The organism is Paenibacillus sp. R-74696 (assembly GCF_055814915.1).
Genome location: NZ_JBPULM010000045.1, coordinates 276,114 through 299,393, shown reverse-complemented (window position 1 = coordinate 299,393; position 23,280 = coordinate 276,114). Strand labels below are relative to the sequence as shown.

Genomic DNA, 23,280 nt, shown 5'->3' with positions numbered 1-23,280 from the left:
GCCGTTGCGTCCGCCTTATCCCTACATACAATGACAACATAAACGAATATATCCGAATGGATGCGAGGTGGAATAGGTTGAGGAGCCGCAGTAGAAAAAGCGGCCGTGCGGGGAAAAGAAGCCCGCGCAGCTCACAAGGCGGCATTCGCCGCCGCACAGCCAGACGCCTTGCGGCCCGCGGGCGCAGACATCGCAGGAGCCAGGCGAGGCGCGGAGGGGCGCTGCAGCCTGCCATTATCCGAGGGCAGTGTGCAAAAGCGCGAAATGGCGGGCTCGCAGCGGGTTTAACGGCGAGGCAGGAGCCTGAGCCAGCCGATGAGCTGCAGCAGTTGCAGCGGCTATGGCATAGCTACTGTCTGGCGACGGGCGGGGCAGCTTCCAAATCAGCATATTTGGCCTGTATGAAGGCCTTCATAGAAGGATATTTTTCCGCTACGGGAACCCCGGCGCCGAATTGGGTGCTGCTGCCGACGAACCAGGCAGTTGCGGCAGTGGTGATGGCGATGAATGAAGAGGAATCCATGGCCTCCATGATTCAACAATTGGAGAGGCTTCCTCTACATGAAATCGTCGTCGTGGTGAACGGCTCAACCGACACGACGGCCAGCAAAGTGCGGGAGAGCGGCAAAGCCGTGCTCATTCATTACGCTGGGGCACTCGGTCATGATGTGGGACGGGCGGTAGGCGCAAGAACCACGGTCTCGGATATTGTACTGTTCGTCGATGCGGATATTCCGGTTGCTGCGGAGCAATTGCTGCCTTTTATTGAGGCAGTCGCTGGAGGGACGGATATGGTGCTCAATAATTTATCTTCCTATATGGGGAATTTTTCAGGAAGAGATGAAGTCATGATGATGAAGGAGTTCGTGAACCGCTCGGTGAATCGGCCCGATCTTACCGTTAATTCCTTGACTGCCGTTCCGCATGCGCTCTCGCGTAAAGCGATTGAGGCTATTGGAGCAGCCCAACTGGCCGTTCCGCCAAAGGCGCAGGCGATTGCACTCCGATATGGCCTTAAGGTAGGTACAGCGAGCATGGTAGATGTCATTCGACATAATCGGCTGCGTCCGGGAAATGTAGGCATGGGCAATCATGTGGCGAGGCTCATCGTAGGCGACCATCTGGAGGCGCTGGAGTGGATGATGCAGGCGGGAAATGCCCGCCTGCAATATGCGGACGGAGTAAGGGATCGCAAAAGTGCTGGCCGAGGAGGGGAATAGATGCTGACCAGTATTATTATTCCGACCTACAACCGTTTGCCGCTGCTGCAGGAAGCGATTTATTCCATTCGCAGCAGTACACCGGAAGACCATGAACTAATCATCGTCGATAATGGCTCAACAGACGGAACGATTGAATATTTGCGCGAGCAGCAAATCACATTCATCGGCCTGCCGCGCAATCAAGGCTTTCCCGCCGCCTGCAATTGGGGGCTGCGTCTGGCCCGCGGTGATCAATTGGTGCTGCTGAACAATGATGTGCTGGTGGCACCTGGTTGGCTGGGCAAGCTGCGGCAGGCTTTAGGCAGCAGCAAGCAGATTGGCATCGTGGGGCCGATGTCCAACTTTGTAAGCGGCAAGCAGCAAATCGAAATGCGCGGCAATTATAAGGAGATGGCGGAGCAGCTTGCGGCAGAGTCCGCAGGCGATTATGAGGAGGTCAGCCGATTGGTTGGCTTTTGCCTGTTATTTTCGCGGGAGCTGATGGATCAAATTGGTCTGCTGGATGAGCGCTTCTCGCCAGGACATTATGAGGATGATGACTATTGCTACCGTGCGCGGCAAGCAGGGTACCGTCTGCTGATGGTTAAGGATACATTCGTCTTTCATCATGGCAGCGCAAGCTTCAAGCAGGAGGGCCAGGATGCTGTAGAGCGTCTGCTCGCCCGCAACCGGAAGCTGTTTACAGACAAATGGGGCGTGGACCCGCAGCAGTTTATTTAAAATATAGGAAAGGATATCGTAACGCTATTCTTTCTCTCTATTTCTCGGAATGAAACGCGCTGCGCCGCCAAAGGATGGCAACAGCCGTTTACGCTTGAAATATAGGAAAGGATAAGCTAACGTAATCCTTTCTCTATATTTCTACGCGAAACGGAAGCTTTGCCGCCAAAGGACAGCTTCAGCCGTTTACGCTTGAAATATAGGAAAGGATAAATTAACGCTATCCTGTCTCTATATTTCTCGGAATGAAACGCGCCGCGCCGCCAAAGGAAGGCGCGAGCCGTTTCACCTTGAAATATAGGAAAGTATAATTTAACGGTATCCTTTCTCTATATTTCTACGCGAAACGGAAGCTCTGCCACCAGAGGATGGCAAAGCCGTTTACGCTTGGCCCACACGCAAATTTTGCACCAATGCAGGAGGTGTTCAGCATGAAAATGGCGAGAAGACGAAAAACGGCCAGCCTTCCGTTTAAGCGGCGGAAGAGACGTGCTGTTTCAAAGAGGAAAAATCGCTCGGCAAAGTCCGCCAAGCCGCAGGCGGCTAAGGGACCGTATGAGGATGGTTATCAAATCGGTCATGAAGAAGGATACAGCAGAGGCTACGAAGATGGAACCAAGCAGGCAGAGGGACAAAGGGCAGACCACTCGCACAGCTGGGAGTCGGCCGAGAAGGCAGGCTACGAGAAAGGGCTGAAAATCGGACGCTACGAAGGCGGCGACGCCATCATCGATGAGCAGCTGCCGGAAGCTCATGTCCTCCCAGATACATCCGTAGCGCAGGTTATTGCATCAGGCATCGCTGCGCTAGGAGAACGCATCGTCCACCTTTTGACTGCGCAGCAGGTGGCTGAGCGATTGATGGAAGCGCTGGAGCAGCGCAAGCCGCTATCTATCGTGCGACTTGGAGATGGCGAGCTGTTGACGCTGGCACAGGAAACTGTGCTGCCAACTGAACAGGTTCGCCACGAGGGCGGTTTTTTAGAGTATGCCGGAGTGAAGGTGCCGGACATTGCCGCCCGCGACCGCTTGCTGGCAGCGGTAAAGCGGGCCGACATTGTCGGCATTCCAAAGCTGCGGCAGCCGAACTACCAACGGCTGGCTACGGCCGTTTTTCAAACGTATGGCATTGATTTTCGCAGTAAGGTGCTGACAGATTCGCTCGTCAATTACCGTTTGTATCAAGACGGACATTTGTCCCGCCTGATGAGAGGACGGAGAGTGCTTGTCATTGGGAATTTGGCGCAGCCGCTCGCCAAAGTGCTTGCTGAGAGCGGCGTAACGGTTGTGGGAGCTGTAGCCCAGGTTCAGGGAATCCATGATGTGGACCGGGCGATGGGGGAAATCAGACAGCATGATTTTGAACTGGCGTTAGTATCAGCAGGCATTGCGGCTGTCATCCTTGCGGATGCGATCGCAGCAGAAATGGGCAGGGCTGCGCTTGATTTCGGCCATATGGCTAATTCAATCGTCAAAGGGGAAGCACCGATTCAGGCTTAAATCGAAGGCAACCAATTTTATGTAGCCGTCCCGTGAGGGACGGTTGTTTTGCTTTAATGACCGCAGCAGCTTAGGAAGGAATAGTGCCAATCGTAGCAGTAAGCGACGAGTAAGTGATGTCTGCAGTAGTGCCTATCGCGATGACAATGCCCGATACTGTAACTTGCAGTGCGTACGTGTGATTGCCAGCCGCTAGACCGCCGTTGAAGTACGTGATCGGAATGGCTCTTTCTAAAGAGAACAATCCGAGCAGCGTAATCGCAAGCAAGTCGGAGCTTGTGACTGTAGCTACAATGACGCCATCTTGCAGCAGGTCGACTGTAATGGTTGGGTTGAGCGCTACAACCAGAAGAGCAGTAAAGTTAATGGATACATTAACGGTACCTTCAATAATCACCTGGTTGGAAGTGGCCGTTACCGGAACAATCAGAGTTGCGGCAGTGACAGCAGTAGCAGCAGTTGGGATAGAAGTCGGAACAGCACCTTGGATACCTACAACAGCAGAACCAGGGCCAGCAGGGCCAGTTAATCCCGTTAGACCAGTAGCACCCGTAGGTCCTGTTGGTCCGGTGGGACCAGTAGCACCAGTAAGTCCTGTAAGACCAGTTAGTCCAGTTAAACCAGTTAATCCAGTTTCACCCATAATTGATTCATCTCCTTTCAATCGTATACCACATCATATGTTGGTAGATAGAGATAGCAACGGTATTTGTCCAAGGATAATCGTATATTTTCTAAATTGATAGATTATACCGCGAAAAAAAGCACACACCTCCGCACTCCTCCTTCTATTGCAATACAGGCGGCGATAAATGCCCGATTTGCAGCAAGGGCAGGCAATTCGTCCACTATGAAAGCTCTAGCAAAGCATACGATGTTGAAGAGACGATACTATACTTTCGGAGCCGGCTATGGTAGGAAGGAGCTGCATATTGGCTACACGCACATGTATAATAGAAAGCTATTTATTTTGGGGTGAACCGGTATGAAGGCAGTCATTATGGCAGGAGGAAAAGGAACGCGCTTTTGGCCGAGAAGCACGACGGCAAAGCCGAAGCAGTTCCTTTCCTTAACATCTGGCGAGGCTACGATGCTGCAGGAAACGTACAGCCGTTTTCGCAGCTGCATGCCGGAGGAGGATGTATATGTAGCAGTAAGCCGCAACTATTTGCCGCTTGTTCGGGAGCAGCTGCCACAGCTTAGCGAGGAACAGCTCATTATTGAGCCGGAGCAGCGAGATACGGCGCCTTGCATTGCGCTGACGGCGAGCTTTTTTCAGAAACGGGGCTTAAATGAAGTGATTGTAACGGCTCCCTCGGATCAATATATTCCAGATGCTGCCGAGCTGATGGAGGCGCTGCGGGCAGCAGAGCAAGCGGCGCGCGATGAAGGCGTTGTTGTAACGATGGGAATTGTGCCGACAAGGGCAGAGACGGGATACGGCTATATTGAAGCGGGTGAGCATGAAGATGGCAAATATGGGCCAGGCATTAAGACGGTAAAAGCTTTTATCGAGAAACCGACGCTCTCGCGGGCGGAGGAACTGATTGCGATACCGAATATGTACTGGAACAGCGGTATTTTTATATGGAAGCCGTCAACTATTGCAGGCTACATGCAGCTGTACCAGCCGGATATGTGGCGTGTTTTTGAGCTTGAAGGGGAGCAGCTGGCACATGCGTATGTGCAGCTGCCAAAGCTTTCTATTGATTATGCACTGATTGAAAAGCTGGAACGCCTGTACACGCTGCCGATTGCTTTTACTTGGGACGATGTCGGCGTGTGGACCTCGCTTGAACGAATATTCGGGCAGGACAACGAGGGCAATATTTTGCTGGGCAGCGTCTATCCTACGGCAACGACCAACAGTATTGTTTATACGGAGCGGCAGCGGGTGCTGGTCATTGGCATTGATAATCTAATCGTCGTATCGACAGACGAGGGACTGTTGATTTGTCATAAAACACAGGAGCAGGCGGTAAAGCAAGCAATAGCCGCAATGGATGCTGATCGGGAAGGAGGCATGCCGTGAAAGCATTGATTACAGGCATAACCGGCTTTGCCGGAAGCCATTTGGCAGAGCATTTGCTGGCGCATCAAATGGAAGTGTCAGGCACCGTTAGGAAGACCAGCAGTATTAAGCATATCGCTCATTTGCTGCCGTCTGTTAAGTTATACGAATGCGAGCTGACTAATGAAGCCGATGTGGAAAAAATGATAGCGGACGTTAAGCCGGACATGATTTTTCATCTAGCAGCGCAAAGCTTCGTGCCAAAGTCTTGGGAATCGCCGCTGGCGACGATATACAACAATATTGCCGGGCAAATTCATTTGCTGGAAGCGGTACGAAAAGCAGGCCTTAACTGCAAGCTGCTGCTCGCCTGCTCCAGCGAGGAATATGGCCAGGTAGAAACGCAGGATATTCCGATTAAGGAAACGACGCCGCTGCGGCCGCTCAGTCCCTACGCCGTCAGCAAAATTACGCAAAATTATTTAGGCTACCAATATTATCGCAGCTATGGCATGCATATTGTATGCATGCGTACTTTCAACCATACAGGACCGCGGCGCGGCGAGCAGTTTGTAACCTCCAATTTTGCAAAGCAGATCGTCGAAATCGAGCGGGGACTGAAGCCGCCCGTTCTATATGTAGGCAATTTGGAGGCGAAGCGTGACTTTACCGATGTGCGCGATGTGGTGCGAGCGTACCGCTTGGCCATTGAAAAATGCGAGCCTGGAGAAGTGTATAATATTGCGTCGGGAAGCTCCCGGGCGATTAGGGAGATGCTGCAGACGCTCGTTGGTCTTAGCAGCAGCACCATTTCGATTCAGGAGGACCCGGCACGGCTGCGGCCTGCGGATGTACCCGAGCTGATTGGCGATTATTCTAAATTTCATCATCGTACAGGCTGGCGTCCGGAAATTCCCTTTGAGCAGACGATGCAGGATTTGCTGAGCTATTGGCGGGCGGAATTAGGTTAGGCTGCGCGCAGGATGACCCAAGCTTGCTGCATACCGCACGCGCTAGAAGAGCTTTTTAGTTCATACCCTCTAGACTGAAAATCGGACGATGGCTTAATCGTTGTCTGATAGAGGTTCAGAGGGTATTTTACGCTGCTGCTATGTTTTTGCTAAGGAGGCCTGAGAGAGAACGGCTGGAAAAAGCAAACTGCCCCAGCTTTCACGCCAGAGGCAGTCCGTGTTTCGTTTGATTTTCCAGTTATTATAGAAGCGCAAGCTCGGTCAGGCGTCCCCGGATCATGCTGCCAACCGCCTGCGGTGAATAGGAAGTGTGAATCGTATGCTGCCCCTTCGCTGCAATGGCTGCGCGCCACTCTGGCTCTTGCAGAAGCCTTTGCATATACAAGGCGGCATGATGCACATCGGGTTCGGCCCAAATTTGATACCCCTGATACGGTCCCCAATCGGTACCGACCTGAACCAGCTCATAATTGACGGGACAGGAGTTGGTCTCGTTCATAAAGTCGGTATTGCCGGACCAGTTCGTGCCGATGACCGGCTTACCCAAATACATTGCTTCTGCGAGGCCCAGTCCAAAGCCTTCGGCGCGATGCAGCGAGACAAAACAATCCGTGACACCCAGCAGCGAGTTGACTTCCACGCGGGAGAAAATACGATCAATAATATAAATATTGTTATGCTCGGCAGCGAGCTGACGCAGCGCCTCCATATCTTCCGGCCGGAAGTTCGTATTGTTGACCTTGAGTACGAGCCCGACCGTTGGATCATTTTTCGGAAAAGCGAGCCGGAAGGCTTCTACGACGGCTTGTGGATTTTTACGATTCGTATAGCTCTGTACATCATACATCATCGTGAACAGGAACTGGCCCTCTGGCAGGCCAAGCGATTCTCTCGTAACCTCTGGAGAAGTCTCCACCTCTACGCCATGAGGAATGATGACGACAGGGACGGGAGATTTCTGCACAACCGAATCAAGCACGAAGCGGCTGGATACCCATACCTCCTGCACCAGCTTGAACGCTGGAACAAACTCTTCGGGAAAATCAGGCAGCTCCCAGTGCCAATAGCCAATATTGTAGCGGTTGTGGAATAGGCTATGTCCAAAATGGTCCTTAGCCGGAGCCATATAATCCGCATTCATATGAAACAGGTTGGTGTTATAGGAGCGTTCCTCCGTTTTCTTATGCTCCCAGCTCATATCCGACATCCGGGTGGCGACCTGAAGCGGGAAGTTTAAAATGCCGAAAGGAATTTCGGCTCGTTCAATCGCTCGCGCTGCGAGTCTGGCCGATTCGCCAATGCCCATTTCCGCATGAATAAAACCGACAAGATTGATGCCCTGTGCGGTCCAAGGCTGCGGATCATGTACCTCTTCGGCAGCAGAATGCTCTTCTGCTTGGCGGGTCTGTTTGGCGTGTTGCGATAGGCTAGAGAAGGCGCGATTTTTTGTTTTTCGAAGGCTGCCGTTACTTTTTCGTCTGCGTTCAGCCCGCCGTTTAGCGCGCGGTTTGACCGCTTTGCGTTTACGGCGTTTGGCCAGCAGCGTTTTATTGGAAGAGCTGTGCTTCTTGCGTTTGGCGGACGTTTGATGTCGCTTGCGCTTAAGTGATTTGGCCACTTGTTTCCTTCCTTTCTCGTCATTTGCATGTGGAGAAATCGTTAGCGGATACGCGCTTGACTATATTGTATTCACGATGTACCTCAGATTCATGGACAATGACCTAATGGATAGTAAAAAGCGGCGTATGACTAGAAGCAGGGGCGGCAATAGAGGAGAGATGCCGATCGAGGGCGCGTTGCTTTCCGCAAAGAGCGCGGGACAGTGTGCGTAGGCCGTGCCGCAATAGAGGCTTGCTGCATAAGAAATAATAGATGGACAACTTGCGAAAAAGAAGGGGGAGGGAGCGATGGTGGCTATGACAAGACAGCAATTTATTGCGGCATTGGCGCCTGCCGTCCTACAAGTACGGCGCGAGGGCTCACCGATGCTGCCATCTGTACGGCTGGCGCAATATATTTTGGAAACCGGAGGTGTCATTCATTCCTGGTACAATTTAGGGGGCATTAAAGTAGGAGGAGGTTCGCCGAATGCCTACTGGCAGGGGCAAGCCGTCGTTAAAGGAACATGGGAGCATATCGATGGCCGAAATATAAATACGAGCGCGGCCTTTCGCGCATACAGCAGCGTGTATCATTTTATGAAGGATCAGGATCTGTTGTTTATGAAAACGCGATATGATCGGGTGAGGCTTGCGAAGACGCCAGAGGAACAGGCGCAAATGCTGCTGGCCTGCGGCTATGCAACCGATCCGGCTTATGCGGCCAAGCTGATTGCCATCATAAACAGCAATGGGCTGCGGCAATATGATGATCAGGCTGCGGCAGCTGTCAAGACGACGGTATTTCAGGGAGCGAAGACGGTTCCAATTTTACAAAATGGGATGGTGGAGTTAATTGGCTACGAGCGTAGCGGCACCGTATGGGTGCCGGCGAGAGCGCTTGGCAGCCGCCTCGGCGGGAAAATTGGCTGGACGGGTTCAAAAGTAACGGTGAATGGCCAGGAGCTGGAGTCGCTGCTGGATGAAGGAACGGGGTATGTAACGATACGTGCGCTGGCTGCTTCCATGAATAAAAAAATCGAATGGGAGCAAAGCACACGCACCGTGACGATTATATAAGGGCGAGGCAGCTATTTTTTGCGTTGGGAGGCTGCCCAGAAAGCAAGCACAATCAGCGGAATCGTTATAAACCACGGAATGTGAATGGCTCTGCCAGCAACAAAAGCGAAAATAAACAACAGCACGAAGCCGATTATAATATACAGACAGCCTCTTCCGAAAGTATTCATAAAACTGCGCACCTCCTACCATAAGGAACTCATCCCTTATCATACGAAGCAGTCTTTAGCTGGTTGCATGAAAAATAGGAGCTGCGCGAAATTATGCGTTACAGCCAGGTCGTTTTCTCGGAATAAGGCTTGCGCGCAGTAGCAGGCGCTTCTCCTTGCGGATAGCCGATGAAGACGGTGCCAATAATTTTTTTGCCCACTGGGGCTCCGATAAACTCAAACATCCGCTCGTCGTGAACGAGGCCGATGCCGCGTGTACGCCATACAAGACCAAGTCCCAGCGTTTCGGCGGTCAGCCACATGGAGTGAATGGCGCAGGCTGCAGCATATTCATTGTCCTTGGAGGAGGCTTCGTCTCCTTCAATGATATCGGCTGTTACGACTATGGCAAGCGGCGTCGTTTCCAGCACTTTGATTGATTCTTTTACTAAATGCGGCTTGGTAGGGAAACGCTCCTCCAGATAGGTGCGTGCCAATTGCTCATAACGCTGCTTCGCTTCGCCGCGAACGACATAAAAATGCCAAGGCTCCCGCAGGCGGTCGTTAGGGGCGAGGGTTGCAGCTTCCAGCAAAGCGGCAATCTTCTCTTCCTCTACTTCCTGTGGCAAATAGTTGCGCACTGCGCGTCTTTGTTTCAAAGCATCAAGCAAGGTAAGGGTAGTCATTATTATCTCTCTCCTTCTATATGGTGCTACAGCATCTTCTTCGTATAGCAGGCTGATCCGTTCTCTATAACTATACAGCGGAATAAGCGATGTGGAAAGGCTGAAACGGTTCTCGCTGCAAGATCCGCCCTCGGCATCATTCATTTTTCCATCTGTTGGAGTTGGGATATAATAGGGATAGAGTTACATAAGAAGGGGTTGAGCATAATGGGGAAAGCATTTGAAAAATTATTGCCGGAGCACGAGGAGTTTATCGGGCGACAGCATATGTTTTTTGTAGGATCGGCTCCGTTGACGTCAGAGGGCCATGTGAATATATCTCCGAAAGGCTACGATACTTTTCGCATATTGTCGAACCAGGAGGTCGCTTATCTCGATTTGACGGGGAGCGGCAATGAAACGAGTGCGCATGTGCTGGAAAATGGCAGGATGACGATTATGTTTGTAGCCATGGAGGGAAAGCCCGTTATTATGCGGCTATTCGGCACAGGAAACGTTATATTGCCAGGAACCGAGCGCTGGAATGAGCTGATTGGGCGGTTTGAGCTGCTGCCAGGCGCTAGGCAAATGATTGTGCTAAATATTCATAAGGTAACGACAGCGTGCGGTTTCAGCATCCCGTTTTATGACTATCAGGGCGAGCGGGAACAACTGAAGGATTGGGCGGAGAATATAGGTGATCAGAAGCTTGCAGCCTATCAAAATGAAAAAAACAGCTACAGCCTTGATCGGCTGCCTACCCCGCGCTTGGCATACAGAGGCAGACAACCGAATCGTAAGCGGCAAGCTGCCTGCTTGTTCATTCGTTATTGATTCATTCATTCGTATAAAGATTGTAACGGGAAAAAAGCTTCCAAATCAGCTCTCTGCGGCTGGACACTTCTGTTTTGGCAAAAATAGATTTGAGATGATCCTGCACCGTATACGAGGAAATATGCAGGGAGCTGGCCAGTTCCTTCGTGGATAGGCCCCGCCATAACCGTTCGACCAGCTGCTTCTCGCGCGAAGTCAGCGCGTAAGCTTCGGCAATGATTGGCAAAATATCGCCGGGCTTCGCAAGCTCGAACCAAACCGCAAGCTGTACCGAGCGATCAGCAGCCTGGAGCTTGCTTGCCCGCAGCGATAAGTAAGGACCATCAGGAATCCGAATACATACTTTTGCAGCGGTCTGTAGTTCCTTGTCCGTGGCACTGGCAGCCAAAGCTCGCGAGCATACAGCTCGGACTGGTCTAGGCAGAGTCTGCTCATCAATATACTCCCACCCCCTAAGCTCCGACAGCCAGCTGTTTGCAGCGTCATTGCTTGATAGTGGCAGCAGCTGCTCGGACAATATGAGAATGCCAGGATCGTCATGAAAGGCAGCGCCCTCGCCATCTGGCAGCAGCAAGCTGGCTTTTTTTAAGGTGCGGGCCATGCTCGGCACTAAGGAAGCGATATATAAGCGCTCCTCTTCTTGAAAAAACGGCTCATTGAGCATTCTAAATAACGTCAAATACCCCCAGCAAGCTCCATCCACCGTAAGTGCTGCCCGTAGTTCGTCTCCAAAGCCGGCAGGCTGCAGCACCTTTGTATATTTGAGGCTGCGGCTTAAATCGCCCTCGGTTGCCCCGCTTAATGTAGCAACAGGCTCCGCAAGCTTGGCAAGCTCCTCATACGAGTTGAAATCTTCCCTTAAATATTCATATTCAAACAATAGATGATGAATGGCCTCTACGCCTTCCTCCGTAACTGCGCCAGTAGACAGCATCGTATGCGGATCGACAAGCGTACAGCATGCGGCTGCAAAAGGCATCGTCGTGCGCAGCTCTGCAAGCAGTCTCTCCCTGTATTCGCTAGAGCGGAGGTTAGCCTCTTCTAATTTGGCGAGCTGTTTCCGTACACGTTCTCTTTGCTTGTTCATTCCAGCTCTCCTGATTACCCACATTTATGGGATAGTGATTTTGAGGCGACCCGATATAATTAACATTAATTACAGCTTACATTTTACAGATTACCCGCTGAAATGAAAAGAGCGGACCATATACAGGTTGAAGGGAGTGCTGTACCAATGAATGAGAAGCAGCAGCAACAGAAGACGATGAGTTGGAATGATCCCCAAGTGGAGGGTTATGGACGAACGATTTCTTTGAAAATACCAGGCTATTTCATGCTGTATGATATGACGGACCGTTTAATGAACGCGATGCTTGGCCCTGAAAGGGAACAGGACATATTAGTCGTTGGCGCAGGCGGCGGGCAGGAGATTGTTACGCTTGGCGGTGCGCATCCAGCGTGGCGCTTTACCGGGGTTGATCCGTCTGCACGCATGCTGGCGATAGCAGAGCAGCGCATCCGAATGGAGCGATTAGAAGCGGGAGTAACGCTGCATGAGGGAACGGCAGACGAGCTGTCGAAGGACAAGCTGTACGATGCAGCGACTTCCCTGCTGGTATTGCATTTTATAAAGGGGCTGGATCAGAAAAGAGAGCTGCTGCGCAGTATAGCCGAGCGTTTGAAGCCGGGAGCGCCGTTATTTATTGCCGCAATAAGCTGTGATCGCCAGGAAGAAGCTTTTGCCGTGCAAATGAGCGCTTGGCAAAGCCACATGCTGGATAATGGCATTCCGCTTGAGGATTGGGAGCGATTTGCCGCGTCTCTTGGCGCCGAATCGGATCCTGTGCCACCAGAGCAGGTGGAAGAGCTGCTTCGGGAAGTTGGCTTTAAGCATGTTTCGAAATTTTTCGGTTCCTACCTTATTACAGGATGGTTTGCTGTCAAAGCAGATGGGGAGCACAACATAGAAGAGAAGAGGCAGGACAAATGAAACAAGACATCGTTGTTATAGGCGGCTACGGCCATGTGGGTGGAGATATAAGCAAGCAGCTCGGAGCAAAGTTTCCAGGTAAAGTGTATGCGGCGGGCAGAAGCCTAGAGCGAGCGAAGCAATTCGCGGACCAGACGGGCGGCCAGGTGAAACCAATGGCATTTAATTTAACCAACTGGAAGCAAGAGATGGATTTCGGACGAGTGAAGCTCGTTGTCATGTGCATGGATCAGACGGATGATGCCTTTGTACAGGCTTGCTTGAGGAGCGGCACGCATTATGTGGATATTTCGGCGTATGGTCCTTTTCTGACCAGCTTAGAGAAGCATACAGAGGAAGCAGCACAGGCACAGGCGACAGCGGTGCTGAGTGTCGGGCTAGCGCCAGGTGTAACGAATTTGCTTGCTCGCAAGGCGCAGCAGGAGCTGGATCAGCTGGATAGCGTAGATATCGCGATTATGCTTGGACTCGGCGATCAGCATGGCAAGGCGGCGATAGAGTGGACGGTAGACAGCATTGGCCGTGCATTTTCCATTGTTGAAAATGGCGGGGTCGCGCAGACGGTCAGCTTTAGCGGCGGCAAACGCACCGACTTTGGCAAGGAGCTGGGCAGCCGCATGGCTTACCGTTTCCCGTTCTCCGATCAGCAGTCGCTGCCAAGAACGCTGAAAGTGCCGACCGTATCGACAAGGCTCTGCTTCGATTCAGGTGTGGTGACCCGCTTGGTCGCATGGATACGCGCAACGGGATTATTCCGGCTGCTGAAGGTTAAATGGATTCGCTCTGCCGCTGTGAGCAGCTTTGGGATGATGCGATTTGGCTCAGACGGCTATGCGGTTAAAGTAGATGGCTGGGGAATGAAAAATGGTGCGAAGAAGCATGTTCAATATTTGGTGGACGGTTCCCATGAGGCGGCAGCGACCGCTAAAGTGGCGACCGCTGTTGCCACCGCTGTGTATGAAGGCGGCCTGCCAGGCGGTGTATTCCATACGGAGCAGCTATTTGAGCTAGTGAAGAGCGGCAAAGGCAAAATTGCCCTGCAAGCCGCTGCGGGCATTACGAAACGACCGCAGATCATTGAAGGCTTGAGATATGACAGCTGGGAGTAAGGCCAAGCTGTTATCACGGTCGTGATAATGAGTTCAAGCCCAAACGGCGCATATCGGCTTGTTGTTCGCTGATGAGCTGCAGTCCAGATTTTTCTGCTGTGGTTTCTGCTGCGCTAGCTTGGGTTCGTTTAGTGCTGGCAGAGGCGGCTGGCTTTGCTTGTTTCTTGCTTTTAGCAGCCGTTGTTGAGAAGGGCGTGTAACCGCGAGCATGCATTTTGCCGATTTTATAGCCTTTGGCGAGCGCAAGCTCGGTAGGGCTTAGCTGCTGCTCCTGCTCAAGCAATCTTGCTAAAATTAACGCTGCCGCTCTCGCATCATCAAGCGCATCATGGTGATTTAACGGAATTTGATAATGGCTAGCTAACACGTTCAAACGATAGGAAAGCATGTTCGGCAGCAGTTTTTTGCTAAGCTGATAGGTGCAGTAATAATGAAAGGCCGGATAAGTCAGGGCCGCATCATCTAGGCAATAACGCAGGACGCTCATATCAAAGGAAGCATTATGCGCGACTACCTGCTTATTTTTTAATAATGGCGCAAGTATAGGCCATAGCTCGGAAAAAGTAGGGCTGTCCGCCACCATAGCCGGAGTGATGCCGTGAATTTCGATGTTCATCCGGTCAAAATGCTGCTGCGGATTAATGAGCCAAACCTGCTCGAAAACGATTTTTCCGCCCTGCACCTCAACGATGCCGACCGCGCAGGCGCTGGAGCGATTGGAGTTGGCGGTTTCAAAGTCAATTGCCACAAAATCCATAGTGCATCCCCTTTAAATTGGTGTAAGTGTTTTAATTCTTACGTTGAATTATACAGGATGTCCGAAGCTTTTTGGACGTCTTCCAACCTTTTTCTTGTCGTGGAGGTATAAACATCCGCAAAACGGACAAAATAAAATTATCGGCGTCGCAAGATGTCGTAGACAACCGCGGAGAAGACTTACGTTCCCCATAAGCTCTTCGTCCGGTTTCTCCTCTCCCATGAATAGAGCGTCCCGAAAGGGGCGCTCGATTTTTTTGTTTTTCCCTTATGTATCAATGGGGTTTCGGGCTTCCTCGTTTTTGTAAAACTTCGAATTGACTACCGATTGACTACCAGATTATATTTTTGTTCCACAAACCACAATGAAATTCAGTTCTTAATGTCGTTGAATGCAGGGGCAGCAGCCTGATTTGTTTTAAATTATGGAGACGATTAAAATCAATCCAGTTTTTAGTGAACTATTGCGGAATATAGGGCATCCCGTCTGGATAGCAAAATATGAATAATGATTTTCCATCGTTCCATTTGTTATGTATTCCAGAGCGTTAGGCTTGTTGTAGTTCATATAATTTACGAAGCCAAACGAGCAGAGTTTCTTACAAAGTGTATTTCGTGTTTTTTTGTTTTTTGGTGGCTTAAGATGAGGAGAGTTAGCCTTCATTTTAGGCCTCATTTGAGCGACATATAGGTGCCCTGCAATAAATTACACGGACCATCCATCTCAGCGCGTGTAGTCCCGTTGTAACGGCTAAAAGAGTTTGTTTAGGAAAACCAATTGTCAAACAATTGGGTCGATATCCGTTGCTACTTCATTGGGACAAGGAAAAGTTGAAAAGGTTATTATTGAGAGTATCGGGGGCTTATTTAATAACAAGGTTTCAATTATTTAGAAGCAGTAAAAGACATGCCTGACGAGTGCAGATTAATTTGGAAACTCAAGAAATAGGTGTTGAATATGGTGGAGATAGGATCAATTAATTATTTGGAAAATAATAATGAAAGAGAAATTAGGATATTCGTCGTCAGAAGAAACAGTCTTTTTGTACTTAGCGATGTACTAGAGGAAAGGTAAGAAATAGAATTTTCCCACAACGAAAAATTGCTATCACCTAGAGAAATGTAATTAAATTCATCGATGAAACAAAAATGAGTACGAAGTAGCGCATTTAGGGGTGAGAGGCATGATGGCTTTGGAACTAGATAACGGTGAGCAATTAGAGTTGTTTCCTAGCGCTACAAAGGAAGATATCCAGGAAGCGAAGAAGCGACTCAATCAGTATCATAAGTGCCAAGCCGTGATTGCTGAATTTGAGCGTCGCGGCTTGGAGACACTTTCGATTCAACAGAGCGCTGTATACGATCAACTTAAAAATAGAGCACTGGATTTAAGCAGCGCAATAAATCTTATTATTGACGTAGAAGTGAAAGAGATAATAAAGTATCGTTATGTCGTAGGGAATAAGCATGCAGTAACGGTTGAACATTTTGCCGAAAGCATGGATGATCGAACCGTGGAGCGTAGGCTTCAAAAGGGTATTGAGTCGGTGGCAGAGTCATTGAAAATAATGAAGGTTATAAAAAGAGTGCAGTTAGATTTCAAGGGATATGACCTTGCCCTAACTGTACTCTTTTTTTGATAAGACAATCAATCACATTTTGAAAATAAAATATCGAAATAACTTGTCTTTATTAAAGTAATTCTATATTGTGGATAAAGTAAATAACTCAAGAAACAGGTGAGCTTTTTGAGAAAATTATTTTCGGGTTACTATAGGCCGCTAGACGAAGAAATAGAAGAATTGTGGGCAAATTGTATTTTTATATTCGATACCAATAGCTTATTGAATTTATATAGATACTCTAAAGAGTCGAGATCGACACTTATAAGTGTTTTGCAAATAATTGAGGATCGAATATGGATACCCTATCAGGTCGCACTAGAGTACCATAAAAACTTGCATAAGGAAATTTTGGATCAAAAGAATGAATACTCAGTTATTAAGAAAACCATTGTAGATTCACTAAATGCAATTGAAAAAGAACTGAATGGAAAAAGACATTCTAATATAAACGCGGAAGTTATCATTAAAGATTTGAAGGAATTCCAAGAAAAGGCCGAGATAGAGTTAAAATCTCAGGAGGAAAAGCATCCTGATCTTGAAAAAATTAAAGAACAGTTAAATGCGATTATCGGCGAAAAAGTAGGTGGAGAGTTTTCACAAGAAAAATTGAATGAAATATTTGCAGAAGGTACTAAAAGATACGATGCGAAGATACCACCAGGCTATATGGATTATAAAAAAGAAAGTAGATCATACTACAGCAATTTAGAATATGAGGATAAGTTTGGTGATTTAGTTTATTGGAAGCAAGTTTTAGAAAAATCAAAAGAAGAAGTTGTAAAATCAATTATACTTATTACCGATGATACAAAAGAAGATTGGTGGTACGAGGTAAAAGGAAAGAAAAAAGGCCCACATCCTCTGCTAGTTCAAGAATTTAAAAATGAAAGTGGCAATAAGCCTTTCTATATGTATAGGACAGAACAATTTTTGAAATGGGCCGAAAAATATTTAAGAATTAATAATATAGAACAGGTTGATAGAGCAGTTAGTGAAATTGAAAAGATTAAAGAAGCAAATGAGGAACATCTTATACAGCTAAGGCTAAATAATGATAATAAACCGTTTCACTCTATACTTTTGGAAGATTTCAAAATGAATCCGCTTGTATCATATAATTATTTGTATAGGGCTTTTTTGAGAATTAATAAGGACATTATTGCTAATAGCCATAGTGGTATTGAATTAGCAGTTAAAATGTTTATTAGTTCTGTTAGAGATTTTTATAATAATAATGAATTTGTTCTAACGTCTATCACTAATAAAGGCATCTCCGTTGAAATTCGTTTTATTACTAACTCAAGTTTAGGTAATACAGGTGATATTATGCGTAATATCGATGACTTAACTACAGTTTTTGATATTGTGTCTTTTGCACAATTGGTTGATAATAAATAATTTGATTTAAAATAATGACGGTAAAATGCCGTTATGTTGCCGCTACGAAAGAGTTTATATAAGGGTACAGTAGAATCACGATAGAGCGAGAAGCTCGGGTGATACCTACTGTACCCTTATTACATGTAGGACTCGGCTGTGCGGTGGGTCTTTGACCTTAGGCATGATTGCCAAACGTGCGGAGATGAGGTGGGGTTGGAAACCCCATGCCAAGAGAGATGTCTCTTGGTCAGTTGGCCGGATCGTTGTGTTCCGACCAACTGACTTATAGATAAAACTGAGGAGTCGCTTCGGCGGCTCTTTTTTGATAGGAGGCGAGCCGGTTGAGGTATACGCGCAAGTTGCCGACGGCGATAAACGATAAGCAGCAACCGGCTCAATGCCGGGGCTGCCCATGGGGTAGGTTCGATGGAGCAAAGCAATTCTGCTCCATGCCAAAATGCAAAAAGGAGGTTGAAGCCCTCCCACAGTGCTAATACTACATAAAACTAGGTTATGTTATAATATTAAAACAATAGAATAAATAACCTTAATAAGGGGAGATATAAATAATGTCAAGAGTTATATTTATTGCGCGTCCTGCAATAGGGGATTTTAAAAGAGAAACAGGAGTTAATGCGGATAGTTTTCCAGATACGTGTCCTGTTTGTAATTTCGCCGGAGAGAGTACATTGGTTTATGCTGTGGAGGTAAAACAATATTGTGGAGAAGCAGCATTTGTATGTAGTCGCAATGATTGTCGTTCTTTATTTATAGCATACTATAATATTCAAAAAGCTGTTCTTATGGATTCTTGGTTTCTAGAAAGAACATCACCAATTTCATATATTTCGCGTGAATTTGAAAATGAAATAACAGAAATTTCATCCGATTTTCCGCTAATATACAATCAGGCATTGAGAGCAGAAAAAGATGGACTTAATCATATTGCAGGTATGGGGTATAGAAAAGCATTTGAGTTTCTCATTAAAGATTATATCATTAATTATCTTAAGGTTGATCGAGATATTGTTGAGAAAAAGCAGCTAGGAAATTGTATTAACGATCATATAATAAGTGATAATGTGAAGTTAATTTCGAAAAGAGCAGTTTGGCTAGGGAATGATGAGACGCATTACGTACGTAAATGGGTAGATAAAGATGTAAATGATTTAAAAAGATTAATTGATGTAACGATTCATTGGATTGTTTCTGAAATAGTAACTAAACGAACAATCGAAGAAATGAAATAAAAAGAGGCTGAAACGCCTTTTTTAATCCAGCTTTAATTATCGTCAAAACCCCAAACGCTTGGGATTTTGACAGAAAAAAGAGCCGGGGATTCTTTCCTAACATAATTTTATTTGGGAGGTGAATCATTATGGAGGGCCCTGCATCAAAAATGTTGAATGATATATTGCCAATATTATGGATTGTTATTCCGATAGGGCTGGCGCGGTTCTTATTTAAGAAACGTCCAGTTCCTATTATAGTAGCAGCAGGTATAGGCATTGTTTGCTATTTGATTTTTAAATAAGGCACCTTAGGGTGCTTTTTCTTTTGCCCATTAGTCAATTTGAGGAGGGGGAGATCATGTGAATACAGTGCAGCCAATCACGGACCCTGAGCTGCTGGAGGATATTTTGGATTTTCTCCGGCAGACCAATTTGCGCAATTATATTTTCTTTTTGACTGGAATTAATACAGGATTTCGGGTGAGTGACTTTTTAAAGTTTCGAGTGCGCGACGTTACTGGCACTCATATTTCGATTAGGGAAAAAAACGGGTAAAGAAAAGAGAATTATGATCACGCCATAACTGAGACGGGCGATTAAAACTTTTGTGGAAGACAAAGAGCCGCATGAATATTTGTATCAGAGTCGTCAAGGAATTAATCGTCCAATTGGCCGGAGCATGGCCTATAAGATCATGCGCGGAATAGCGGAAGAATTTCACTTGGATGAAATCGGATGCCATACGCTCAGGAAGACATTCTGCTATTTCCACTATCGCCAATTTAAGGACATCGTTTTATTAATGCACCATTTCAATCATTCAGCGGAGAAGATCACTTTGTGATATATTGGAGAGCTTCAGGAGACTATGGATTCTTCAATGAAGCACTTCAAATTTCGGTGAAGTCGCCATATTGCGGATAGGTGTAACTCGTTTGATTGGCGTAGGCTCATTCTTACAGCCACAACGGGCTTAAGGTGCATAACGAGATTGACACTTTGTCCATTATGGGTAACTCATTCGTTCACAATTGCTGTAGTTGAGTAAAGGATATGAGAGGTGAAAATAGTGCCTTTAGCAGCTAAGAAATCATGTAGCAAAGTAGGGTGCAGCAATCTTACAAGAGAACGATATTGCGATGAGCACGCCAAGCAAGTACAGCAACGGTATGACAAGGAACGGGGAACAGCCGCACAGCGTGGATATGATAGCAAATGGCGTAAGGCGAGGTTGGGTTTCCTTCGCAAGCATCCATTGTGTGTGTACTGCTTCGCCAATGGGGATGTCATAGAAGCGACTGTAGTCGATCACATCAGACCGCATAAAGGCGACAAGGAGCTGTTCTGGAATCGTGCTAACTGGCAGGCGTTATGCAAGCTATGCCATGATTCTAAGACAGTAAGAGAAGATGGAGGATTTGGAAAAGGACATTTAGTAAAAGAAGGGAATAGACATCCTTTATAGAATACACATAAAACTAGAGTTACAAGTTGGGGGGAGCATTACTTATGAAGGAAATGTTCAAGGCATTTGATAAGCTAAACGATGAACAGTTTGACCAATTGTGGAGTGAATGCATATTTATTTTTGATGCAAATGTACTTTTAAATCTTTACCGATATTCGCTAAAAACAAAAGACACATTTCTTAAGCTAATTGAATTATTGAATTCAAGAATCTGGATACCCCATCAGGTTGCTTTGGAGTATTACTCCAATAGACATACTGTGATACTGGACCAAGTTTCAGCATATAAGAAAGTTAAATCTACAATTAATGCTGTTTCGAACCAGATTACTAATACACTGGAAGAGGAATTGAAAAATTATAAAAAGAGACATCCGATAATTGAAGTAAGCAGTATCGTTGAAAAGATAGCAAAATACATGCGTTTAGTCGATGATGAAATAAGTCTTTTGGAAAGGGAGCATCCCAACTACCTAGAAGAAGATGACGTACTAAAAAGTCTTGAAGTAGCGTTCGAAAGTAAAACTGGTAGCCCATACAATCAAGAACAACTAAATGAGATTTTCAAAGAGGGCGAAAAAAGATATAAAAATCAATTTCCACCCGGTTACAAGGATGCTAAGCGAAAGAAAGATGAGCGTAAATTCTATAAAGGTTTAATAATAGAAGACCAGTACGGTGATCTGATTGTATGGAAACAAATTATTGATAAGGCAGCAGCGGATCAGAGGCCAGTCATCTTTATTACGGATGACGCTAAAGATGATTGGTGGAGAATTGTGCACGGGAGAACACTTGGACCAAGAATTGAATTATTAGATGAGTTCTATACAATTACAAGACAACAAGTGTATCTTTATGAATCTTACAGGTTCATTGAATTTGCTCAACAATTTCTAGAACAAGATATTGATCGTGATGCGGTTCTGGAAGCTCAAAATCTTAAAGAAATTACGTTGCTTCAAAATAGTGAAGATGAAGAACCTGGACAATTGGATTTCTTCGAAGAGTGGGAGCAAGAACTACTTGAAGAAGTTTCAGATTACAATGAAAAGATGAAGAGTACTGGTAAGCAATTAGTTATGAAAAATATGGAGGAGTTTCACAAAGGTGATTTCCTCATGCATTCCAAGTTTGGCTTGGGACATGTAGGTAAAGTTGATGGAAAAGTGCCGGATCAAGTTATTCATGTTTCATTTGCACAACAATATGGGAGTAAACGGCTGTTAGTTGCTTTTGCTCCAGTAGTAAAATATAACCCAATTTCAATCTGAATGGTAAAGGGGCTGTCCAATAAGCCCCTAAAATAAAAAGTTGGGCGGAAAAACGCAATGTTTTCCGTCCAACTTTTTTGTTCTTTTGCTTTTGGTGGAAAATGGCGCGGCGGATGCCTGCCATCTTCAGTAAATTGTGGGCCAAAGCCACAATCCCAAACTCGGTGTGAACCTTCTCTAGTCCTCGCAAGGAGAAACGACGGAACGACCGATTGCCCTTGATGTGACCGAATACGCTCTCGACCTCGACTTTACGCAGAGCATAGATTGCCGTTTTTTCGTCACTTTCAAGGGCTTTGCTGGCTTTTACTTTCATTTCTTCCCATATCGTATTCCAGTGGACCTGGCGGTTTCCCTTTGCCTTGGTGCAGCTGGCCTTGAATGGACATTCCCTGCAATCTTCACATTCATAAACCTTGAAGCTTTGCTCCATGCCAGAAGCGTTCTTTTTCGTTTGGTATTTCTTAAAGCGAACGTAGCGGCCATTCGGACAAACGAACCGATCATCGTGCTCTTCATACGTCTAGTTCGAGGCATGCCGGATGTCCTTTTGGTAACGACGGGTTTTCTCGTTCATATAGGTACCATAAGGAATGAGAAAATCAAAACGCGGCTCTTTTTCTTCGCCCACTGCATACAAATAGTTCTCTTCGCTACCATAACCTGCATCCGCAATCACCGTTTTTGGAAACGGCAAAGAAGACGCGGCCAGTTGCTCCAGATGCGGGATGTAGCAGCGCGTATCTGTGGGACGTTGATGAAGACTGTAAAACAAAATGAATGGGTTCTCGGTTGCCATCTGCACATTGTAGCCCGGCTTCAGTTGCCCATTCTTCATGTGGTCTTCCTTCATCCGCATAAATGTGGCATCCGGATCGGTTTTGGAGTAGCTATTGCGCTCGCCAAAGCAGGCCTTCTGTTGCTCATATCTTGCGAGCCGGGGCAGAAAGCCCTCCCGGATCTGTTTCAGTGGCTGTTTCCAGGTACGACGCTCTTTACGTAAGGCTTTCCTCACTTCGTTGTCGGTTGCCCCAGCTATCTGTTCGGTTACGTTTGCCACTTTTTCTTCCAGTACGACGGCTGCTTCTTCGAGCTGACCCGTAAGCTCATCTGGATTCGCCGCTACGTATTCGCCAGCTTCTTGCTGCGTGAGGGTATGAATATGGGCAAGGGTCTCCTGCACCTTCTCTTTCAGCTTTGCTTCAAAGCGCAGTGTGGATTTTTTCCATACGAACGAATACTTGTTAGCGTCGGCTTCGATCTTCGTGCCATCTAAAAAGTAATGCTCCATCGTAATGTAGTTGTCCGCGATGAGCTTTTGAATCATCGTTTCAAACAACTCGTCCATGCATGCTTTCATACGCACTCCACGAAATTCGTTCAAGTTGCGGAAGTCCGGCTGCTGCATCGCCGACAGCCACATCGCCGGGAGGTTTTCGCGCAGTAGCTTCTCCATCCCTCGGCAGGAGTAAATCTTTTGCGAGTAGCCGTAGAGGATCGCCTTAAGCATCATTTTAAGATGGTAAGAGCTGCAGCCCCCGCCAACATAGTGAGTAAACAACTGCTCGTCCGGGATCGCTTCGATCATCTCATCAATGACACGCGCCACATGGTGAGCAGGGATAAATACCTCCAGATTCAAAATCATCTGAGCCTGCTTGTTGTCGTAGGGCTTGAAGGTAGGAGTCAGCTTTCG

At 47.2% G+C, this 23,280-nt stretch carries 21 protein-coding genes and 2 pseudogenes; 16 read left to right on the top strand and 7 right to left on the bottom strand.

Annotated elements, in window-relative coordinates; all coding sequences use genetic code 11:
* The first annotated feature begins 77 nt into the window (after positions 1 to 77).
* From ACSR9A_RS21560 to ACSR9A_RS21550, 3 genes are all read left to right on the top strand, one after another.
* On the top strand, positions 78 to 1,220 hold the full coding sequence (locus ACSR9A_RS21560; protein WP_473759402.1) for a glycosyltransferase: 1,143 nt from the start codon (positions 78 to 80) through the stop codon (positions 1,218 to 1,220).
* Positions 1,221 to 1,943, top strand: coding sequence for a glycosyltransferase family 2 protein (locus ACSR9A_RS21555; protein ID WP_473759401.1), 723 nt, complete (start codon positions 1,221 to 1,223; stop codon positions 1,941 to 1,943).
* 431 nt (positions 1,944 to 2,374) lie between these two features.
* Positions 2,375 to 3,442: a GT-D fold domain-containing protein gene (locus ACSR9A_RS21550; protein ID WP_473759400.1), complete on the top strand. Its 1,068-nt coding sequence runs from the start codon at positions 2,375 to 2,377 to the stop codon at positions 3,440 to 3,442.
* Positions 3,443 to 3,512: 70 nt separating this feature from the next.
* Here the strand turns inward: ACSR9A_RS21550 and ACSR9A_RS21545 are convergent, their stop codons facing one another.
* Positions 3,513 to 4,085, bottom strand: coding sequence for a hypothetical protein (locus ACSR9A_RS21545; protein ID WP_473759399.1), 573 nt, complete (start codon positions 4,083 to 4,085; stop codon positions 3,513 to 3,515).
* A 342-nt stretch (positions 4,086 to 4,427) separates the two neighbouring features.
* On the opposite strand from ACSR9A_RS21545, the gene ACSR9A_RS21540 reads away from it, so the two are divergent.
* Together ACSR9A_RS21540 and ACSR9A_RS21535 are read left to right on the top strand one after the other, a co-directional pair.
* Entirely contained in the window at positions 4,428 to 5,474 is a 1,047-nt protein-coding gene (locus tag ACSR9A_RS21540; protein ID WP_473759398.1) for a mannose-1-phosphate guanylyltransferase, read from the top strand.
* Positions 5,471 to 6,424: a GDP-mannose 4,6-dehydratase gene (locus ACSR9A_RS21535; protein ID WP_473759397.1), complete on the top strand. Its 954-nt coding sequence runs from the start codon at positions 5,471 to 5,473 to the stop codon at positions 6,422 to 6,424. Before ACSR9A_RS21540 ends, ACSR9A_RS21535 begins: the two co-directional genes overlap by 4 nt.
* Before the next feature lie 241 nt (positions 6,425 to 6,665).
* Here ACSR9A_RS21535 and ACSR9A_RS21530 read toward each other — a convergent pair whose 3' ends face one another.
* A complete protein-coding gene (locus tag ACSR9A_RS21530; protein ID WP_473759396.1) occupies positions 6,666 to 8,042 on the bottom strand; it encodes a glycosyltransferase family 4 protein in 1,377 nt (458 codons plus the stop codon).
* A gap of 289 nt (positions 8,043 to 8,331) precedes the next feature.
* On the opposite strand from ACSR9A_RS21530, the gene ACSR9A_RS21525 reads away from it, so the two are divergent.
* Positions 8,332 to 9,102, top strand: coding sequence for a glucosaminidase domain-containing protein (locus ACSR9A_RS21525; RefSeq protein ID WP_473759395.1), 771 nt, complete (start codon positions 8,332 to 8,334; stop codon positions 9,100 to 9,102).
* Between the two features lie 11 nt (positions 9,103 to 9,113).
* On the opposite strand, the gene ACSR9A_RS21520 is transcribed toward ACSR9A_RS21525, so the two are convergent.
* The gene (locus tag ACSR9A_RS21520; RefSeq protein ID WP_341282427.1) at positions 9,114 to 9,272 is read right to left on the bottom strand and encodes a hypothetical protein; all 159 of its coding nucleotides are present in this window, start codon (positions 9,270 to 9,272) and stop codon (positions 9,114 to 9,116) included.
* 98 nt (positions 9,273 to 9,370) lie between these two features.
* Positions 9,371 to 9,937, bottom strand: coding sequence for a nitroreductase family protein (locus tag ACSR9A_RS21515; protein WP_473759394.1), 567 nt, complete (start codon positions 9,935 to 9,937; stop codon positions 9,371 to 9,373).
* Between the two features lie 207 nt (positions 9,938 to 10,144).
* Here ACSR9A_RS21515 and ACSR9A_RS21510 point away from each other — a divergent pair, with 207 nt between their 5' ends.
* A complete protein-coding gene (locus ACSR9A_RS21510) occupies positions 10,145 to 10,750 on the top strand; it encodes a pyridoxamine 5'-phosphate oxidase family protein (RefSeq protein ID WP_473759393.1) in 606 nt (201 codons plus the stop codon).
* 1 nt (position 10,751) lies between these two features.
* On the opposite strand, the gene ACSR9A_RS21505 is transcribed toward ACSR9A_RS21510, so the two are convergent.
* Positions 10,752 to 11,837, bottom strand: coding sequence for a helix-turn-helix transcriptional regulator (locus tag ACSR9A_RS21505; RefSeq protein WP_473759392.1), 1,086 nt, complete (start codon positions 11,835 to 11,837; stop codon positions 10,752 to 10,754).
* A gap of 147 nt (positions 11,838 to 11,984) precedes the next feature.
* Between ACSR9A_RS21505 and ACSR9A_RS21500 the strand changes: the two genes are divergently transcribed.
* Positions 11,985 to 12,740 (top strand): class I SAM-dependent methyltransferase, encoded by a 756-nt coding sequence (locus ACSR9A_RS21500; RefSeq protein ID WP_473759391.1) that lies wholly within the window; start codon positions 11,985 to 11,987, stop codon positions 12,738 to 12,740.
* Positions 12,737 to 13,849, top strand: coding sequence for a saccharopine dehydrogenase family protein (locus ACSR9A_RS21495; protein WP_473759390.1), 1,113 nt, complete (start codon positions 12,737 to 12,739; stop codon positions 13,847 to 13,849). Before ACSR9A_RS21500 ends, ACSR9A_RS21495 begins: the two co-directional genes overlap by 4 nt.
* 13 nt (positions 13,850 to 13,862) lie before the next feature.
* Here ACSR9A_RS21495 and ACSR9A_RS21490 read toward each other — a convergent pair whose 3' ends face one another.
* Positions 13,863 to 14,606 carry a 3'-5' exonuclease gene (locus ACSR9A_RS21490; RefSeq protein ID WP_473759389.1) on the bottom strand — a complete coding sequence of 248 codons (744 nt, stop codon included), beginning with the start codon at positions 14,604 to 14,606 and terminating at the stop codon, positions 13,863 to 13,865.
* 1,183 nt (positions 14,607 to 15,789) lie between these two features.
* Between ACSR9A_RS21490 and ACSR9A_RS21485 the strand changes: the two genes are divergently transcribed.
* From ACSR9A_RS21485 to ACSR9A_RS21455, 7 genes and pseudogenes are all read left to right on the top strand, one after another.
* Positions 15,790 to 16,245: a hypothetical protein gene (locus ACSR9A_RS21485; RefSeq protein WP_473759388.1), complete on the top strand. Its 456-nt coding sequence runs from the start codon at positions 15,790 to 15,792 to the stop codon at positions 16,243 to 16,245.
* 108 nt (positions 16,246 to 16,353) lie between these two features.
* Positions 16,354 to 17,628 (top strand): PIN-like domain-containing protein, encoded by a 1,275-nt coding sequence (locus ACSR9A_RS21480; RefSeq protein WP_473759387.1) that lies wholly within the window; start codon positions 16,354 to 16,356, stop codon positions 17,626 to 17,628.
* A 551-nt stretch (positions 17,629 to 18,179) separates the two neighbouring features.
* The gene (locus ACSR9A_RS21475; RefSeq protein WP_473759386.1) at positions 18,180 to 18,860 is read left to right on the top strand and encodes a hypothetical protein; all 681 of its coding nucleotides are present in this window, start codon (positions 18,180 to 18,182) and stop codon (positions 18,858 to 18,860) included.
* Between the two features lie 128 nt (positions 18,861 to 18,988).
* The gene (locus tag ACSR9A_RS21470) at positions 18,989 to 19,144 is read left to right on the top strand and encodes a hypothetical protein (RefSeq protein ID WP_473759385.1); all 156 of its coding nucleotides are present in this window, start codon (positions 18,989 to 18,991) and stop codon (positions 19,142 to 19,144) included.
* Positions 19,145 to 19,202: 58 nt separating this feature from the next.
* A pseudogene (locus ACSR9A_RS21465) lies at positions 19,203 to 19,686 on the top strand (tyrosine-type recombinase/integrase).
* 216 nt (positions 19,687 to 19,902) lie between these two features.
* Complete coding sequence (locus ACSR9A_RS21460) at positions 19,903 to 20,307, top strand: HNH endonuclease (RefSeq protein WP_473759384.1); 405 nt, start codon at positions 19,903 to 19,905, stop codon at positions 20,305 to 20,307.
* Between the two features lie 44 nt (positions 20,308 to 20,351).
* Positions 20,352 to 21,584 carry a PIN-like domain-containing protein gene (locus ACSR9A_RS21455; RefSeq protein WP_473759383.1) on the top strand — a complete coding sequence of 411 codons (1,233 nt, stop codon included), beginning with the start codon at positions 20,352 to 20,354 and terminating at the stop codon, positions 21,582 to 21,584.
* Here ACSR9A_RS21455 and ACSR9A_RS21450 read toward each other — a convergent pair.
* Positions 21,493 to 23,232, bottom strand: a pseudogene (locus tag ACSR9A_RS21450) (IS1182 family transposase). The gene ACSR9A_RS21455 and the pseudogene ACSR9A_RS21450 sit on opposite strands and share 92 nt — an antisense overlap.
* Positions 23,233 to 23,280: the final 48 nt, after the last annotated feature.

What these genes read in the sequence shown, in the direction of transcription:
- ACSR9A_RS21485 (WP_473759388.1), top strand. Translation starts at nt 15,790, where the DNA reads ATGATGGCTTTGGAACTAGATAACGGTGAGCAATTAGAGTTGTTTCCT.
- ACSR9A_RS21475 (WP_473759386.1), top strand. Translation starts at nt 18,180, where the DNA reads ATGTCAAGAGTTATATTTATTGCGCGTCCTGCAATAGGGGATTTTAAA.
- ACSR9A_RS21500 (WP_473759391.1), top strand. Translation starts at nt 11,985, where the DNA reads ATGAATGAGAAGCAGCAGCAACAGAAGACGATGAGTTGGAATGATCCC.
- ACSR9A_RS21540 (WP_473759398.1), top strand. Translation starts at nt 4,428, where the DNA reads ATGAAGGCAGTCATTATGGCAGGAGGAAAAGGAACGCGCTTTTGGCCG.
- ACSR9A_RS21495 (WP_473759390.1), top strand. Translation starts at nt 12,737, where the DNA reads ATGAAACAAGACATCGTTGTTATAGGCGGCTACGGCCATGTGGGTGGA.
- ACSR9A_RS21555 (WP_473759401.1), top strand. Translation starts at nt 1,221, where the DNA reads ATGCTGACCAGTATTATTATTCCGACCTACAACCGTTTGCCGCTGCTG.
- ACSR9A_RS21505 (WP_473759392.1), bottom strand. Translation starts at nt 11,837, where the DNA reads ATGAACAAGCAAAGAGAACGTGTACGGAAACAGCTCGCCAAATTAGAA.
- ACSR9A_RS21470 (WP_473759385.1), top strand. Translation starts at nt 18,989, where the DNA reads ATGGAGGGCCCTGCATCAAAAATGTTGAATGATATATTGCCAATATTA.
- ACSR9A_RS21510 (WP_473759393.1), top strand. Translation starts at nt 10,145, where the DNA reads ATGGGGAAAGCATTTGAAAAATTATTGCCGGAGCACGAGGAGTTTATC.
- ACSR9A_RS21550 (WP_473759400.1), top strand. Translation starts at nt 2,375, where the DNA reads ATGAAAATGGCGAGAAGACGAAAAACGGCCAGCCTTCCGTTTAAGCGG.
- ACSR9A_RS21455 (WP_473759383.1), top strand. Translation starts at nt 20,352, where the DNA reads ATGAAGGAAATGTTCAAGGCATTTGATAAGCTAAACGATGAACAGTTT.
- ACSR9A_RS21490 (WP_473759389.1), bottom strand. Translation starts at nt 14,606, where the DNA reads ATGGATTTTGTGGCAATTGACTTTGAAACCGCCAACTCCAATCGCTCC.
- ACSR9A_RS21525 (WP_473759395.1), top strand. Translation starts at nt 8,332, where the DNA reads ATGGTGGCTATGACAAGACAGCAATTTATTGCGGCATTGGCGCCTGCC.
- ACSR9A_RS21545 (WP_473759399.1), bottom strand. Translation starts at nt 4,085, where the DNA reads ATGGGTGAAACTGGATTAACTGGTTTAACTGGACTAACTGGTCTTACA.
- ACSR9A_RS21520 (WP_341282427.1), bottom strand. Translation starts at nt 9,272, where the DNA reads ATGAATACTTTCGGAAGAGGCTGTCTGTATATTATAATCGGCTTCGTG.
- ACSR9A_RS21515 (WP_473759394.1), bottom strand. Translation starts at nt 9,937, where the DNA reads ATGACTACCCTTACCTTGCTTGATGCTTTGAAACAAAGACGCGCAGTG.